The 12,259-nt window shown below is 54.8% G+C and carries 25 protein-coding genes; all 25 read left to right on the plus strand.

Translation table 11 applies throughout. The features are described from left to right. The first annotated feature begins 7 nt into the window (after positions 1–7). Positions 8–610 (plus strand): 50S ribosomal protein L4, encoded by a 603-nt coding sequence (rplD, locus tag M0808_RS10135; RefSeq protein WP_003228735.1) that lies wholly within the window; start codon positions 8–10, stop codon positions 608–610. Then, positions 607–906, plus strand: coding sequence for a 50S ribosomal protein L23 (gene rplW / locus M0808_RS10140; protein ID WP_002555488.1), 300 nt, complete (start codon positions 607–609; stop codon positions 904–906). Before rplD ends, rplW begins: the two co-directional genes overlap by 4 nt. A gap of 14 nt (positions 907–920) precedes the next feature. After that, positions 921–1,745, plus strand: coding sequence for a 50S ribosomal protein L2 (rplB, locus tag M0808_RS10145; protein WP_003228734.1), 825 nt, complete (start codon positions 921–923; stop codon positions 1,743–1,745). 16 nt (positions 1,746–1,761) lie between these two features. Then, complete coding sequence (gene rpsS / locus M0808_RS10150) at positions 1,762–2,037, plus strand: 30S ribosomal protein S19 (protein WP_003228731.1); 276 nt, start codon at positions 1,762–1,764, stop codon at positions 2,035–2,037. 11 nt (positions 2,038–2,048) lie between these two features. Then, a complete protein-coding gene (rplV, locus tag M0808_RS10155) occupies positions 2,049–2,381 on the plus strand; it encodes a 50S ribosomal protein L22 (protein WP_003103908.1) in 333 nt (110 codons plus the stop codon). A 13-nt stretch (positions 2,382–2,394) separates the two neighbouring features. Continuing rightward, positions 2,395–3,081: a 30S ribosomal protein S3 gene (gene rpsC, locus M0808_RS10160; RefSeq protein WP_003176422.1), complete on the plus strand. Its 687-nt coding sequence runs from the start codon at positions 2,395–2,397 to the stop codon at positions 3,079–3,081. 12 nt (positions 3,082–3,093) lie between these two features. Beyond that, positions 3,094–3,507 (plus strand): 50S ribosomal protein L16, encoded by a 414-nt coding sequence (gene rplP / locus M0808_RS10165; protein ID WP_003228729.1) that lies wholly within the window; start codon positions 3,094–3,096, stop codon positions 3,505–3,507. Further along, complete coding sequence (gene rpmC / locus M0808_RS10170; protein WP_002555481.1) at positions 3,507–3,698, plus strand: 50S ribosomal protein L29; 192 nt, start codon at positions 3,507–3,509, stop codon at positions 3,696–3,698. Before rplP ends, rpmC begins: the two co-directional genes overlap by 1 nt. Before the next feature lie 2 nt (positions 3,699–3,700). Further along, positions 3,701–3,967: a 30S ribosomal protein S17 gene (rpsQ, locus tag M0808_RS10175; protein WP_003194644.1), complete on the plus strand. Its 267-nt coding sequence runs from the start codon at positions 3,701–3,703 to the stop codon at positions 3,965–3,967. A gap of 23 nt (positions 3,968–3,990) precedes the next feature. Further along, positions 3,991–4,359 (plus strand): 50S ribosomal protein L14, encoded by a 369-nt coding sequence (gene rplN, locus M0808_RS10180; RefSeq protein WP_002555479.1) that lies wholly within the window; start codon positions 3,991–3,993, stop codon positions 4,357–4,359. A gap of 11 nt (positions 4,360–4,370) precedes the next feature. Further along, positions 4,371–4,685: a 50S ribosomal protein L24 gene (gene rplX, locus M0808_RS10185; RefSeq protein WP_003186046.1), complete on the plus strand. Its 315-nt coding sequence runs from the start codon at positions 4,371–4,373 to the stop codon at positions 4,683–4,685. A gap of 20 nt (positions 4,686–4,705) precedes the next feature. Next, entirely contained in the window at positions 4,706–5,245 is a 540-nt protein-coding gene (gene rplE / locus M0808_RS10190) for a 50S ribosomal protein L5 (protein ID WP_003210069.1), read from the plus strand. Positions 5,246–5,258: 13 nt separating this feature from the next. Then, positions 5,259–5,564, plus strand: coding sequence for a 30S ribosomal protein S14 (rpsN, locus tag M0808_RS10195; RefSeq protein ID WP_003228726.1), 306 nt, complete (start codon positions 5,259–5,261; stop codon positions 5,562–5,564). A gap of 209 nt (positions 5,565–5,773) precedes the next feature. Continuing rightward, a complete protein-coding gene (gene rpsH, locus M0808_RS10200; protein ID WP_007966178.1) occupies positions 5,774–6,166 on the plus strand; it encodes a 30S ribosomal protein S8 in 393 nt (130 codons plus the stop codon). 12 nt (positions 6,167–6,178) lie between these two features. Then, positions 6,179–6,712, plus strand: a complete 534-nt coding sequence (gene rplF, locus M0808_RS10205) for a 50S ribosomal protein L6 (RefSeq protein ID WP_007966176.1) — start codon at positions 6,179–6,181, stop codon at positions 6,710–6,712. 10 nt (positions 6,713–6,722) lie between these two features. Next, on the plus strand, positions 6,723–7,073 hold the full coding sequence (gene rplR, locus M0808_RS10210) for a 50S ribosomal protein L18 (protein WP_003186037.1): 351 nt from the start codon (positions 6,723–6,725) through the stop codon (positions 7,071–7,073). A 3-nt stretch (positions 7,074–7,076) separates the two neighbouring features. Further along, positions 7,077–7,577, plus strand: coding sequence for a 30S ribosomal protein S5 (rpsE, locus tag M0808_RS10215; protein ID WP_003176409.1), 501 nt, complete (start codon positions 7,077–7,079; stop codon positions 7,575–7,577). A gap of 2 nt (positions 7,578–7,579) precedes the next feature. Then, the gene (gene rpmD / locus M0808_RS10220; RefSeq protein ID WP_003176408.1) at positions 7,580–7,756 is read left to right on the plus strand and encodes a 50S ribosomal protein L30; all 177 of its coding nucleotides are present in this window, start codon (positions 7,580–7,582) and stop codon (positions 7,754–7,756) included. Between the two features lie 3 nt (positions 7,757–7,759). Then, positions 7,760–8,197 carry a 50S ribosomal protein L15 gene (gene rplO, locus M0808_RS10225; protein WP_003228720.1) on the plus strand — a complete coding sequence of 146 codons (438 nt, stop codon included), beginning with the start codon at positions 7,760–7,762 and terminating at the stop codon, positions 8,195–8,197. Next, positions 8,198–9,526 (plus strand): preprotein translocase subunit SecY, encoded by a 1,329-nt coding sequence (secY, locus tag M0808_RS10230; RefSeq protein ID WP_003228718.1) that lies wholly within the window; start codon positions 8,198–8,200, stop codon positions 9,524–9,526. A gap of 27 nt (positions 9,527–9,553) precedes the next feature. Next, positions 9,554–9,670 carry a 50S ribosomal protein L36 gene (gene rpmJ / locus M0808_RS10235; RefSeq protein ID WP_002555468.1) on the plus strand — a complete coding sequence of 39 codons (117 nt, stop codon included), beginning with the start codon at positions 9,554–9,556 and terminating at the stop codon, positions 9,668–9,670. Between the two features lie 130 nt (positions 9,671–9,800). Then, positions 9,801–10,157: a 30S ribosomal protein S13 gene (gene rpsM, locus M0808_RS10240; RefSeq protein WP_008374135.1), complete on the plus strand. Its 357-nt coding sequence runs from the start codon at positions 9,801–9,803 to the stop codon at positions 10,155–10,157. Between the two features lie 30 nt (positions 10,158–10,187). Continuing rightward, positions 10,188–10,577 carry a 30S ribosomal protein S11 gene (gene rpsK, locus M0808_RS10245; RefSeq protein WP_002555466.1) on the plus strand — a complete coding sequence of 130 codons (390 nt, stop codon included), beginning with the start codon at positions 10,188–10,190 and terminating at the stop codon, positions 10,575–10,577. An 18-nt stretch (positions 10,578–10,595) separates the two neighbouring features. Beyond that, positions 10,596–11,216 (plus strand): 30S ribosomal protein S4, encoded by a 621-nt coding sequence (gene rpsD / locus M0808_RS10250; protein ID WP_003176404.1) that lies wholly within the window; start codon positions 10,596–10,598, stop codon positions 11,214–11,216. Between the two features lie 22 nt (positions 11,217–11,238). Further along, positions 11,239–12,240 carry a DNA-directed RNA polymerase subunit alpha gene (rpoA, locus tag M0808_RS10255; RefSeq protein WP_003186012.1) on the plus strand — a complete coding sequence of 334 codons (1,002 nt, stop codon included), beginning with the start codon at positions 11,239–11,241 and terminating at the stop codon, positions 12,238–12,240. Positions 12,241–12,259: the final 19 nt, after the last annotated feature.

Below are 12,259 nucleotides of genomic sequence, written 5' to 3' on the forward strand. Positions count from 1 at the left end.
AGCTGACATGCAATTAAATGTAAATGACGCTCAAGCGATCGAAGTTTCCGAACTGACATTTGGCGGCGAATTCAACGAGACGCTGGTTCACCAAGCAGTCGTGGCCTACATGGCCGGCGGCCGTCAAGGTAGCAAGCAGCAAAAGACCCGTTCCGACGTTCGTGGTGGCGGCAAGCGCCCATGGCGTCAGAAAGGTACTGGCCGTGCTCGTGCCGGTACTATCCGTAGCCCAATCTGGCGTGGCGGCGGTACCACTTTCGCAGCTCGTCCACAGGATCACTCCCAGAAGCTGAACAAGAAGATGTATCGCGCAGCAATGCGTTCCATCCTTGCTGAGCTGGTGCGTACTGATCGTCTGGTCGTGGTTCAGGATTTCGCTGTTGAAACTCCGAAAACCAAAGATCTGCTGGGCAAGCTGAACAACATGAGCCTGACCGATGTTCTCATCGTGTCGGACGCTGTTGATCAGAACCTGTACCTGGCTGCTCGTAACCTGCCACACGTAGATGTACGTGACGTGCAAGGTTCCGATCCAGTTAGTCTGATCGCATACGACAAGGTGTTGATCACCGTGTCGGCCGTGAAGAAATTCGAGGAGCTGCTGGGATGAACCAGGAACGCGTATTTAAAGTTCTGCTTGGCCCGCACGTTTCCGAGAAGGCTACGGTTCTGGCAGACAAGAAAGGCCAGTTCGTTTTCAAGGTTGCTACTGATGCAACCAAGCTGGAAATCAAGAAGGCCGTCGAAAGCCTGTTCAGCGTGAAAGTAGAGCGCGTCACTACCCTGAACGTTCTGGGTAAGAGCAAGCGCACTGCTCGCGGTCTGGGCAAGCGTAATGACTGGAAGAAGGCAGTTATCTCCCTTCAGCCAGGCCAAGATCTCGATTTCAGCAGCAGTGCTGAGTAAGGAAGGGGTGCATCATGGCAATCGTTAAATGCAAACCGACTTCCCCTGGCCGCCGTTTTGTGGTCAAGGTGGTCAACCAGGAGCTGCATAAAGGCGCTCCTCACGCACCGCTGCTCGAGAAAAAATCGAAGACTGGTGGTCGTAACAACAATGGCCGTATTACCACTCGTCACATCGGTGGTGGTCATAAGCAGCATTACCGTATGGTCGATTTCCGTCGCAACGACAAAGATGGCATCGTCGCCACTGTCGAGCGTATCGAATACGATCCAAACCGTACTGCTCACATCGCACTGCTCTGCTACGCAGACGGCGAGCGTCGCTACATCATCGCCCCTAAAGGCGTGAGTGCTGGCGACCAACTGATCGCAGGCGCTCTGGCTCCAATCAAGCCAGGCAACGCTCTGCAACTGCGCAACATTCCAGTCGGTTCTACCGTACACGGCATCGAACTGAAGCCAGGTAAAGGCGCGCAGATCGCTCGTTCCGCTGGTGCTTCGGCTCAGCTGATCGCTCGTGAAGGCGTGTACGTTACCCTGCGTCTGCGTTCCGGTGAAATGCGTAAAGTCCTGGCTGAATGCCGTGCGACCCTGGGCGAAGTCTCGAACTCCGAGCACAGCCTGCGTTCGCTGGGTAAAGCTGGTGCCAAACGCTGGCGTGGCGTTCGCCCAACCGTTCGTGGTGTTGCCATGAACCCGGTTGACCACCCACATGGTGGTGGTGAAGGTCGTACCTCTGGTGGTCGTCATCCGGTATCGCCATGGGGCTTCCCGACTAAGGGCGCGAAGACTCGTGGTAATAAGCGTACCGACAAAATGATCGTCCGTCGTCGCAAGTAAATAGAGGGATACGACAGTGCCACGTTCTCTGAAAAAAGGTCCTTTTATTGATCTTCACCTACTGAAGAAGATCGAAGTGGCGGCGGAAAAGAACGATCGCAAACCAATTAAGACTTGGTCGCGTCGTTCGATGATCCTGCCACAAATGGTCGGTCTGACCATCGCAGTACACAACGGCCGTCAGCACGTCCCAGTTCTCGTGAACGAAGACATGGTTGGCCATAAACTGGGCGAGTTCGCCGGTACCCGCACTTATCGTGGGCACGTGGCTGACAAGAAAGCCAAGCGTTAAGGGGTAAGGAAATGGAAGTAGCCGCTAAGTTGTCGGGCGCTCGAATCTCCGCCCAGAAAGCCCGCTTGGTCGCCGACCAGATCCGCGGGAAGAAGGTGGGCGAAGCGCTCAACCTGTTGGCTTTCAGCAGTAAGAAAGCCGCCGAGATCATGAAGAAAGTGCTGGAGTCGGCCGTAGCCAACGCCGAGCATAACGAAGGCGCAGACGTTGATGACCTGAAGGTCAGCACCGTTTTCGTCAACGAAGGGCGTTCGCTGAAGCGCATCATGCCACGTGCCAAAGGCCGTGCTGATCGCATCGTCAAGCGGTCTTGCCATATCACTGTCAAGGTTGCTGACAAGTAACGGAGTCGAAGAGATGGGTCAGAAAGTACATCCCATTGGCATTCGCCTGGGAATCGTCAAGGAGCACACCTCCGTCTGGTACGCAGACGGTCGGACTTATGCGGACTACTTGTTCGCAGATCTGAAAGTGCGTGAGTATCTCCAAGACAAACTAAAAAGCGCGTCCGTAAGCCGTATCGATATCCATCGTCCGGCCCAAACTGCACGCATCACCATCCACACCGCTCGTCCAGGTATCGTTATCGGGAAGAAAGGTGAAGATGTTGAGAAACTGCGTCAGGACCTGACCAAGCAAATGGGTGTGCCTGTGCACATCAATATCGAAGAGATCCGCAAGCCGGAGCTCGACGGTATGCTGGTTGCGCAGAGCGTAGCTCAGCAGCTGGAGCGTCGTGTAATGTTCCGTCGCGCTATGAAGCGCGCAGTACAGAACGCCATGCGCATTGGTGCCAAAGGCATCAAAATCCAAGTGAGCGGTCGTCTCGGCGGTGCTGAAATCGCACGTACTGAATGGTATCGCGAAGGTCGTGTGCCACTGCACACCCTGCGTGCCGACATCGACTATGCCAACTACGAAGCTCACACCACCTACGGTGTGATCGGTGTAAAGGTTTGGATCTTCAAAGGCGAAGTAATTGGTGGTCGCCAAGAAGAGCTGAAACCACAAGCACCAGCGCCTCGTAAAAAAGCTGCTAAGTAAGGGGTACGCCAAATGTTGCAACCAAAGCGTACGAAGTTCCGCAAGCAGATGACCGGCCACAACCGTGGTCTGGCACTGCGCGGTAGCAAAGTCAGCTTCGGCGAGTTCGCGCTGAAGTCTGTTGCTCGTGGTCGTCTCACCGCTCGTCAGATCGAGTCAGCGCGTCGTGCTCTGACCCGTCACGTAAAACGTGGTGGCAAGATCTGGATCCGTGTATTCCCGGACAAGCCGATCTCCAAGAAACCTCTCGAGGTTCGTATGGGTAAAGGTAAGGGTAACGTGGAGTACTGGGTTGCCCAGATTCAGCCAGGCAAAGTCCTGTATGAAATCGAGGGTGTTTCTGAAGAGCTGGCGCGTGAGGCTTTCGCCCTGGCTGCTGCAAAGCTGCCGCTCGCCACCTCCTTTGTTAAACGGACGGTGATGTGATGAAAGCGAATGAACTTCGTGAAAAATCCGCACAGCAGCTGAACGAGCAACTGCTCGGCTTGCTGCGCGACCAGTTCAATCTGCGTATGCAGAAAGCAACTGGCCAGTTGGGGCAGTCTCATCTGCTCTCGCAAGTTAAGCGTGACATCGCTCGCGTGAAGACTGTGCTCAACCAGCAGGCAGGTAAGTGATCATGGCTGAAGCCGAAAAAACTGTCCGTACGCTGACTGGCCGTGTTGTCAGCGACAAGATGGACAAAACCATCACCGTTCTGATCGAGCGTCGCGTTAAGCACCCGATCTACGGTAAATACGTTAAGCGTTCGACTAAGCTGCACGCGCACGACGAAACCAATCAGTGCCACATCGGCGACAAAGTCACTATTCGTGAAACTCGTCCGATGGCCAAGACCAAGTCTTGGGCGCTGGTTGATGTTCTCGAACGCGCTGTGGAAGTCTAAGGGCTAGGGGTCGGAGAAATTATATGATTCAGACTCAATCCATGCTCGATGTGGCCGATAACAGCGGCGCTCGCCGCGTTATGTGCATCAAGGTGCTGGGTGGCTCCCATCGTCGTTACGCTGGTATCGGTGACATCATCAAAGTTACCGTCAAGGAAGCAATTCCTCGCGGTAAAGTGAAAAAAGGCCAAGTGATGACTGCTGTTGTAGTCCGCACTCGTCACGGCGTACGTCGTGCTGATGGCTCCATTATCCGCTTTGATGGCAACGCTGCTGTTCTTCTGAACAACAAGCAAGAGCCGATCGGCACCCGTATCTTTGGGCCAGTGACCCGTGAACTTCGTACTGAGAAGTTCATGAAGATCGTCTCGCTCGCCCCAGAAGTGCTGTAAGGAGATCCGACATGCAAAAGATTCGTCGTGACGACGAGATCATCGTGATCGCCGGCAAAGACAAAGGTAAGCGCGGTAAGGTGCTGAAGGTTCTTGCTGACAACCGTCTGGTTGTTGGTGGTCTGAACCTGGTCAAGCGTCATACCAAGCCTAACCCGATGTCGGGCGTACAGGGCGGTATCGTCGAGAAAGAAGCGCCACTGCACGCTTCCAACGTCGCCATCTTCAACGGCGAAACCAACAAGGCTGACCGCGTTGGTTTCAAAGTAGAAGACGGTAAGAAAATTCGTGTCTTCAAGTCGACCCAAAAAGCGGTTGATGCTTGAACACTGCTAGGTAGAAGACCATGGCACGACTAAAAGAGATTTACCGGAAGGAAATCGCTCCGAAACTTAAGGAAGAACTTAAGCTTTCGAACGTGATGGAAGTTCCGCGCGTTACCAAAATCACCCTGAACATGGGTCTGGGCGAAGCGATCGGCGACAAAAAAGTCATCGAGCACGCTGTTGCTGACCTGGAAAAGATCACCGGCCAAAAAGTCGTTGTGACCTACGCTCGTAAATCCATCGCTGGCTTTAAAGTCCGTGAAGGATGGCCGATCGGCGTCAAAGTGACTCTGCGCCGTGAGCGTATGTACGAGTTCCTGGATCGTCTGCTGTCGATCTCCCTGCCTCGGGTTCGCGACTTCCGCGGCCTGAATGCCAAGTCCTTCGATGGTCGTGGCAACTACAGCATGGGCGTGAAAGAGCAGATCATTTTCCCGGAAATCGACTACGACAAGATCGATGCTCTCCGCGGTCTGGACATTACCCTGACCACCACTGCCAAGAACGATGATGAAGGCCGCGCTCTGCTGCGTGCTTTCAAATTCCCGTTCCGCAACTGATTGGAGTAGGAAAATGGCCAAGAAGAGCATGAAAAACCGTGAGCTGAAGCGTCAGCTCACTGTTGCCAAGTACGCCACCAAGCGTGCAGCGCTGAAAGCTATCATCGTTGATCTGAACGCAAGTCCAGAAGCGCGTTGGGAAGCTACCGTAGCTCTGCAGAAGCAACCACGTGACGCAAGCGCTTCGCGCATGCGTAACCGTTGCCGCCTGACTGGTCGTCCGCACGGCGTTTACCGCAAGTTCGGCCTGGGCCGTAACAAACTGCGTGAAGCGGCAATGCGTGGTGACGTTCCAGGTCTGGTTAAAGCCAGCTGGTAATCGCTGTCAAAGCCTTGATGGTCAGGGTCGCAAGAACCTGACCATCGGTGGCCTTGAATCTGAATCAAGCCCCTTTTGGGGCTTGATTCATTTCTGGGGTGTGTCTAGAATGACCGGCTCGCCTGAGCCCGTGTTTTTCATGCCCGGAGTTTCTCGGCGACATGTAGTAGCCGCAAGGCTAATTTTTCTGTATTAGGAGCGTCTAGCCCATGAGTATGCAGGACCCGTTAGCGGACATGCTAACTCGAATCCGTAATGCCCAGATGGCTGAAAAGTCTGTCGTAAGCATGCCGTCTTCCACGTTGAAGGTGGCTGTAGCAAAAGTCCTGAAGGACGAAGGTTACATCGCGGATTTTCAGATCACCACCGACGCTAAGCCGTCGTTGTCCATCTCGCTGAAATACTTCGAAGGCCGTCCGGTCATCGAGGAAGTGAAGCGCGTTAGTCGTCCAGGCCTGCGTCAGTACAAGTCCGTTGAAGATCTGCCGAAAGTTCGTGGCGGTCTTGGCGTGTCTATCGTCTCCACCAACAAAGGTGTGATGACGGATCGTGCTGCGCGCGCTGCCGGTGTCGGCGGCGAAGTTCTTTGCACTGTGTTCTAAGGGGGGATAAGCATGTCTCGCGTCGCTAAGAACCCCGTTAAGCTGCCAGCCGGTGTCGAAGTAAAATTCGCAGGCCAACAGCTTTCGGTGAAGGGTGCCAAGGGTACTCTTGAACTGAACATCCATTCGTCCGTTGAGATCGTTGAAGAAGCTGGTGAGCTGCGTTTCGCTGCTCGCAATGGCGATCAACAGACTCGCGCAATGGCCGGTACCACGCGTGCGTTGGTAAACAACATGGTCCAAGGCGTAAGCCAAGGCTTCGAGCGCAAGCTCCAGCTGGTCGGTGTTGGTTACAAAGCGCAAGCAAAAGGTCAGGTGCTGAACCTGGCTCTTGGCTTCTCGCACCCAGTGGATTACGAACTGCCGCAAGGCATCACCGCTGAGACTCCTAGCCAGACCGATATCCTGATCAAGGGCATCGATAAACAGCTGGTAGGTCAAGTGGCCGCTGAGATCCGCGACTTCCGTCCACCAGAGCCGTACAAAGGCAAAGGTGTGCGCTACGCGGACGAAGTCGTCCGTCGTAAAGAAGCCAAGAAGAAGTAGGGCATAGCAAATGACCGACAAAAAAGTTACTCGACTGCGTCGCGCTCGCAAAGCACGCCTGAAAATGCACGAACTCGAAGTCGTGCGTCTCTGCGTGTTCCGCTCGTCGCAGCACATCTACGCCCAGGTCATCTCGGCCGACGGCAACAAAGTCCTGGCAAGCGCCTCGACTTTGGATAAAGAACTGCGTGATGGCGCCACTGGCAACATCGACGCGGCCACAAAGGTTGGCCAGCTGGTCGCTACGCGTGCTAAGGCCGCTGGCGTCTCGCAAGTGGCTTTCGACCGCTCTGGCTTCAAGTACCATGGCCGCGTTAAAGCGCTGGCTGATGCTGCTCGTGAAGCTGGGCTGGAGTTCTAAGTTATGTCAAATAACGACCAAAAGCGCGACGAAGGCTACATTGAGAAGCTGGTTCAAGTTAACCGCGTAGCCAAAACCGTTAAAGGCGGCCGTATCTTCACTTTCACCGCGTTGACCGTGGTTGGTGATGGTAAAGGGCGTGTTGGCTTCGGCCGTGGCAAGTCGCGTGAAGTGCCTGCTGCGATCCAGAAGGCAATGGAAGCTGCTCGCCGCAACATGATTCAAGTTGACCTGAACGGCACTACCCTGCAGTACGCAATGAAGTCCGCTCACGGCGCTTCGAAGGTGTACATGCAGCCTGCTTCTGAAGGTACCGGTATCATCGCTGGCGGCGCTATGCGTGCTGTCCTCGAAGTTGCTGGCGTTCAGAACGTTCTGGCCAAGTGCTACGGCTCGACTAACCCGGTAAACGTGGTTCACGCCACTTTCAAAGGTCTGAAAGCCATGCAATCTCCTGAGTCCATCGCTGCCAAGCGCGGCCTGACTGTCAAGGAGATCTTCTGATCATGGCTACCGTTAAAGTTACGCTGATCAAAAGCATGACCGGCCGCATCCCTAACCACAAACTGTGCGTTAAGGGTCTGGGTCTGCGTCGCATCGGTCACACTGTAGAAGTCCAGGATACTCCCGAGAATCGCGGGATGATCAACAAGGCTTACTACATGCTGCGTGTCGAGGGTTAATCGATGAAACTCAATGATCTGAGTCCAGCGCCGGGTTCCCGTCGCGAAAAGCATCGTCCGGGCCGTGGTATCGGTAGCGGTTTGGGTAAGACTGGTGGCCGTGGCCACAAGGGTCAGACCTCCCGCTCCGGTGGCACTATTGCTCCAGGCTTTGAAGGCGGTCAACAGCCGCTGCATCGTCGCCTGCCGAAGTTCGGTTTCGTTTCCCTGAAAGCCATGGACCGCGCAGAAGTGCGTCTGTCCGAGCTGGCCAAAGTGGAAGGCGACATCGTCACCGTGCAGTCCCTGAAAGATGCCAACGTGATCAACGTCAACGTACAGCGTGTGAAAATCATGCTGTCCGGTGAAGTGACTCGCGCTGTCACTATCGGCAAGGGAATCGGCGCCACCAAAGGTGCGCGTGCGGCTATCGAAGCAGCTGGCGGCAAGTTCGAGGAATAAATGGCTAAGCAAGGTGCTCTCTCTGCGCTCGGCAAAGGCGGTATGTCTGAACTCTGGGCTCGTCTGCGTTTTCTGTTCCTGGCGATTATCGTCTACCGAATAGGCGCACACATCCCGGTTCCAGGTATCAACCCGGACCGACTCGCAGACCTGTTTCGACAGAATGAGGGGACCATTCTTAGCTTGTTCAACATGTTCTCCGGCGGCGCGCTGGAACGGATGAGCATCTTTGCACTGGGGATCATGCCGTACATTTCGGCATCGATCATCATGCAATTGATGACCGCCGTCAGCCCGCAGCTGGAGCAGTTGAAGAAGGAAGGTGAAGCTGGCCGTCGCAAGATCAGCCAGTACACCCGCTACGGCACCGTCGTCCTCGCTCTCGTTCAGGCTATTGGCATGTCCATTGGTCTGGCGGGGCAGGGCGTTGCGTTCACTGGTGACTTTGGCTTCCATTTCGTCGCGGTATCCACTTTTGTGGCTGGTGCGATGTTCATGATGTGGCTGGGTGAGCAGATTACTGAGCGTGGTGTAGGCAACGGTATCTCGATGTTGATTTTTTCGGGTATCGTCGCCGGTCTTCCGAGAGCAATCGGGCAGTCTTTCGAGTCTGCGCGTCAGGGTGATATCAATATCTTCGCCTTGGTTGCCATCGGTTTGCTGGCAGTAGCGATTATCGGTTTCGTGGTGTTCATTGAGCGTGGCCAGCGTCGTATCGCTGTTCACTACGCCAAGCGTCAGCAGGGCCGCAAGGTTTTTGCTGCGCAGACAAGCCACTTGCCGCTGAAGGTGAACATGGCCGGTGTTATTCCGGCTATTTTCGCGAGCAGCATTTTGCTGTTCCCGGCTTCGTTGGGTGCCTGGTTTGGTCAGTCTGAAGGTATGGGCTGGTTGCAGGACATCTCGCAGTCGATCGCTCCTGGTCAGCCGTTGAATATTCTGCTGTTTAGTGCAGGGATTATTTTCTTCTGCTTCTTCTATACGGCGTTGATGTTCAATCCGAAAGACGTAGCGGAAAACCTGAAGAAGTCCGGTGCCTTTATTCCGGGCATCCGTCCAGGTGAGCAGTCTGCACGCTATATTGATGGCGTTCTGACTCGCTTGACCATGTTCGGTGCTCTTTACATGACGGCCGTGTGCCTGTTGCCCCAATTCCTGGTGGTTGCAGCAAACGTTCCGTTCTACCTTGGCGGGACCTCGTTGCTGATCGTGGTCGTGGTTGTGATGGACTTCATGTCCCAAGTACAATCGCACCTCGTTTCGCACCAGTACGAATCCCTGATGAAGAAAGCCAACCTGAAGGGTTACGGCAGCGGCATGTTGCGCTGAGTACCCATAAGGTTCGAGGAGTTGGTGATGAAAGTTCGTGCATCGGTGAAAAAGCTGTGCCGTAACTGCAAGATTATTCGCCGCGAAGGTGTTGTTCGAGTAATTTGCAGCGCGGAACCGCGTCACAAACAGCGCCAAGGCTGAGTGTGATTGTGCTTCAAGCCCGGCAGCTAGTGCGCTGCCGGGTTGATTATTTGTTATTACAGCGATATTATCTCGCGCCCTATTTCTTGGCTTCCGGGGCGTAGGTAGCTGTCAATTGGAGTCCCACTGAATGGCCCGTATTGCAGGCGTTAACATTCCAGATAACAAGCATACTGTTATCTCGCTGACCTACATCTATGGTGTCGGTCGCACTACTGCGCAGAAAATCTGTGCAGACACTGGGGTAAACCCAGCAGCAAAGATCAAAGATCTGAGCGACGAGCAAATTGAACAGCTGCGTGGCGAAGTGGCGAAGTTCACCACTGAAGGTGACCTGCGTCGCGAAATCAACATGAAAATCAAGCGCTTGATGGACCTCGGTTGCTATCGCGGTCTGCGTCATCGTCGCGGTCTTCCAGTACGCGGTCAGCGTACCAAGACCAACGCGCGTACCCGTAAAGGTCCGCGTAAGCCGATCCGCAAGTAATCGCCCCAGCGAATCGACAGGAATTTAATCATGGCAAAACCTGCTGCTCGTCCTCGTAAAAAAGTTAAAAAGACAGTGGTTGATGGCATCGCCCACATCCATGCTTCTTTTAACAACACCATCGTGACCATTACCGACCGTCAAGGTAACGCTCTTTCCTGGGCTACCTCCGGTGGTTCGGGTTTCCGCGGTTCCCGCAAGTCCACCCCGTTCGCTGCTCAAGTAGCTGCTGAGCGTGCTGGTCAAGCTGCGCTGGAATACGGCCTGAAAAACCTCGACGTTAACGTCAAGGGTCCAGGTCCAGGTCGTGAATCCGCAGTCCGCGCTTTGAACGGCTGTGGCTACAAGATCGCCAGCATCACCGACGTGACGCCAATCCCGCACAACGGGTGCCGTCCGCCGAAGAAGCGCCGCGTGTAATCCAGGAGATTGTAAAGAATGGCTCGTTACATTGGTCCAAAATGCAAACTCGCTCGTCGCGAAGGCACCGATCTCTTCCTGAAGAGCGGCGTGCGCGCGATCGAATCGAAGTGCAACATTGAAGCAGCACCTGGTATCCACGGCCAACGCCGCGGTCGCCAGTCCGACTACGGCACCCAACTGCGTGAAAAGCAGAAGGTCCGTCGTATCTACGGCGTTCTCGAGCGTCAGTTCAGCGGCTACTACAAAGAAGCTGCTGGCAAGAAAGGTGCAACCGGTGAAAACCTGCTGCAACTGCTCGAATGCCGTCTGGACAACGTTGTATACCGTATGGGCTTTGGCTCGACTCGTGCCGAATCCCGTCAGCTGGTATCGCACAAGTCGATCAGCGTTAACGGTCAGACCGTAAACGTTCCGTCGTATCAGGTTCGTGCTGGTGACGTGGTCGCAGTTCGCGAGAAAGCAAAAAACCAACTTCGCATTGTCCAAGCTCTCGATCTGTGTGCCCAACGTGGCCGCGTAGAATGGGTAGAAGTAGACACTGAGAAGAAGTCGGGCGTTTTCAAGAACGTTCCTGCTCGCAGTGATCTGTCCGCCGACATCAACGAAAGCCTGATTGTCGAGCTCTACTCCAAGTAAGGGCTAGAAAATAGGTGCATCCATGCAGATTTCGGTAAATGAGTTCCTGACACCCCGCCACATTGATGTGCAGGTTGTCAGTCCAACCCGCGCCAAGATCACTCTCGAGCCTCTCGAGCGTGGTTTTGGCCACACCCTGGGCAACGCGCTGCGCCGCATCCTGTTGTCCTCAATGCCCGGCTGCGCAGTAGTCGAGGCCGAGATTGACGGTGTGCTCCACGAGTACAGCGCCATCGAAGGTGTACAGGAAGACGTAATTGAAATCCTGTTGAACCTTAAAGGTCTGGCCATCAAGCTGCACGGTCGTGACGAAGTTACGCTGACCTTGTCGAAGAAGGGTTCGGGGGTGGTTACCGCTGCCGATATTCAGCTGGATCATGATGTCGAGATCGTTAACCCCGATCACGTAATCGCTAACCTGGCGTCTAACGGCGCCCTGAACATGAAGCTCACCGTAGCTCGTGGTCGTGGTTATGAACCAGCCGACTCGCGTCAGAGCGATGAAGACGAAAGCCGCAGCATTGGTCGCTTGCAGCTCGACTCTTCGTTCAGCCCGGTTCGCCGTATCGCATACGTGGTGGAAAACGCCCGTGTCGAGCAGCGTACCAACCTGGACAAGCTGGTTATTGATCTGGAAACCAACGGTACCCTGGATCCTGAAGAGGCTATCCGCCGCGCTGCAACCATCCTGCAACAGCAGTTGGCTGCGTTCGTCGACCTCAAAGGTGACAGTGAGCCAGTGGTTGTCGAGCAGGAAGACGAGATCGATCCGATCCTGCTTCGCCCGGTTGACGATCTGGAACTGACTGTACGTTCGGCTAACTGCCTTAAGGCGGAAAACATCTACTACATCGGCGACCTGATTCAGCGTACCGAAGTAGAGCTGTTGAAGACTCCGAACCTGGGCAAGAAATCCTTGACTGAAATCAAGGACGTTCTGGCCTCCCGCGGTCTGTCCCTCGGCATGCGCCTCGACAACTGGCCGCCTGCAAGTCTTAAGAAGGACGACAAGGCGACTGCCTGATCGTCGTAATCACCGAACG

Source organism: Pseudomonas sp. MWU12-3103b (assembly GCF_023100615.1).
GTDB lineage: Bacteria > Pseudomonadota > Gammaproteobacteria > Pseudomonadales > Pseudomonadaceae > Aquipseudomonas > Aquipseudomonas putida_A.

What these genes read in the sequence shown, in the direction of transcription:
- rplD (WP_003228735.1), top strand. Translation starts at nt 8, where the DNA reads ATGCAATTAAATGTAAATGACGCTCAAGCGATCGAAGTTTCCGAACTG.
- rplW (WP_002555488.1), top strand. Translation starts at nt 607, where the DNA reads ATGAACCAGGAACGCGTATTTAAAGTTCTGCTTGGCCCGCACGTTTCC.
- rplB (WP_003228734.1), top strand. Translation starts at nt 921, where the DNA reads ATGGCAATCGTTAAATGCAAACCGACTTCCCCTGGCCGCCGTTTTGTG.
- rplV (WP_003103908.1), top strand. Translation starts at nt 2,049, where the DNA reads ATGGAAGTAGCCGCTAAGTTGTCGGGCGCTCGAATCTCCGCCCAGAAA.
- rpsC (WP_003176422.1), top strand. Translation starts at nt 2,395, where the DNA reads ATGGGTCAGAAAGTACATCCCATTGGCATTCGCCTGGGAATCGTCAAG.
- rplP (WP_003228729.1), top strand. Translation starts at nt 3,094, where the DNA reads ATGTTGCAACCAAAGCGTACGAAGTTCCGCAAGCAGATGACCGGCCAC.
- rpmC (WP_002555481.1), top strand. Translation starts at nt 3,507, where the DNA reads ATGAAAGCGAATGAACTTCGTGAAAAATCCGCACAGCAGCTGAACGAG.
- rpsQ (WP_003194644.1), top strand. Translation starts at nt 3,701, where the DNA reads ATGGCTGAAGCCGAAAAAACTGTCCGTACGCTGACTGGCCGTGTTGTC.
- rplN (WP_002555479.1), top strand. Translation starts at nt 3,991, where the DNA reads ATGATTCAGACTCAATCCATGCTCGATGTGGCCGATAACAGCGGCGCT.
- rplX (WP_003186046.1), top strand. Translation starts at nt 4,371, where the DNA reads ATGCAAAAGATTCGTCGTGACGACGAGATCATCGTGATCGCCGGCAAA.
- rplE (WP_003210069.1), top strand. Translation starts at nt 4,706, where the DNA reads ATGGCACGACTAAAAGAGATTTACCGGAAGGAAATCGCTCCGAAACTT.
- rpsN (WP_003228726.1), top strand. Translation starts at nt 5,259, where the DNA reads ATGGCCAAGAAGAGCATGAAAAACCGTGAGCTGAAGCGTCAGCTCACT.
- rpsH (WP_007966178.1), top strand. Translation starts at nt 5,774, where the DNA reads ATGAGTATGCAGGACCCGTTAGCGGACATGCTAACTCGAATCCGTAAT.
- rplF (WP_007966176.1), top strand. Translation starts at nt 6,179, where the DNA reads ATGTCTCGCGTCGCTAAGAACCCCGTTAAGCTGCCAGCCGGTGTCGAA.
- rplR (WP_003186037.1), top strand. Translation starts at nt 6,723, where the DNA reads ATGACCGACAAAAAAGTTACTCGACTGCGTCGCGCTCGCAAAGCACGC.
- rpsE (WP_003176409.1), top strand. Translation starts at nt 7,077, where the DNA reads ATGTCAAATAACGACCAAAAGCGCGACGAAGGCTACATTGAGAAGCTG.
- rpmD (WP_003176408.1), top strand. Translation starts at nt 7,580, where the DNA reads ATGGCTACCGTTAAAGTTACGCTGATCAAAAGCATGACCGGCCGCATC.
- rplO (WP_003228720.1), top strand. Translation starts at nt 7,760, where the DNA reads ATGAAACTCAATGATCTGAGTCCAGCGCCGGGTTCCCGTCGCGAAAAG.
- secY (WP_003228718.1), top strand. Translation starts at nt 8,198, where the DNA reads ATGGCTAAGCAAGGTGCTCTCTCTGCGCTCGGCAAAGGCGGTATGTCT.
- rpmJ (WP_002555468.1), top strand. Translation starts at nt 9,554, where the DNA reads ATGAAAGTTCGTGCATCGGTGAAAAAGCTGTGCCGTAACTGCAAGATT.
- rpsM (WP_008374135.1), top strand. Translation starts at nt 9,801, where the DNA reads ATGGCCCGTATTGCAGGCGTTAACATTCCAGATAACAAGCATACTGTT.
- rpsK (WP_002555466.1), top strand. Translation starts at nt 10,188, where the DNA reads ATGGCAAAACCTGCTGCTCGTCCTCGTAAAAAAGTTAAAAAGACAGTG.
- rpsD (WP_003176404.1), top strand. Translation starts at nt 10,596, where the DNA reads ATGGCTCGTTACATTGGTCCAAAATGCAAACTCGCTCGTCGCGAAGGC.
- rpoA (WP_003186012.1), top strand. Translation starts at nt 11,239, where the DNA reads ATGCAGATTTCGGTAAATGAGTTCCTGACACCCCGCCACATTGATGTG.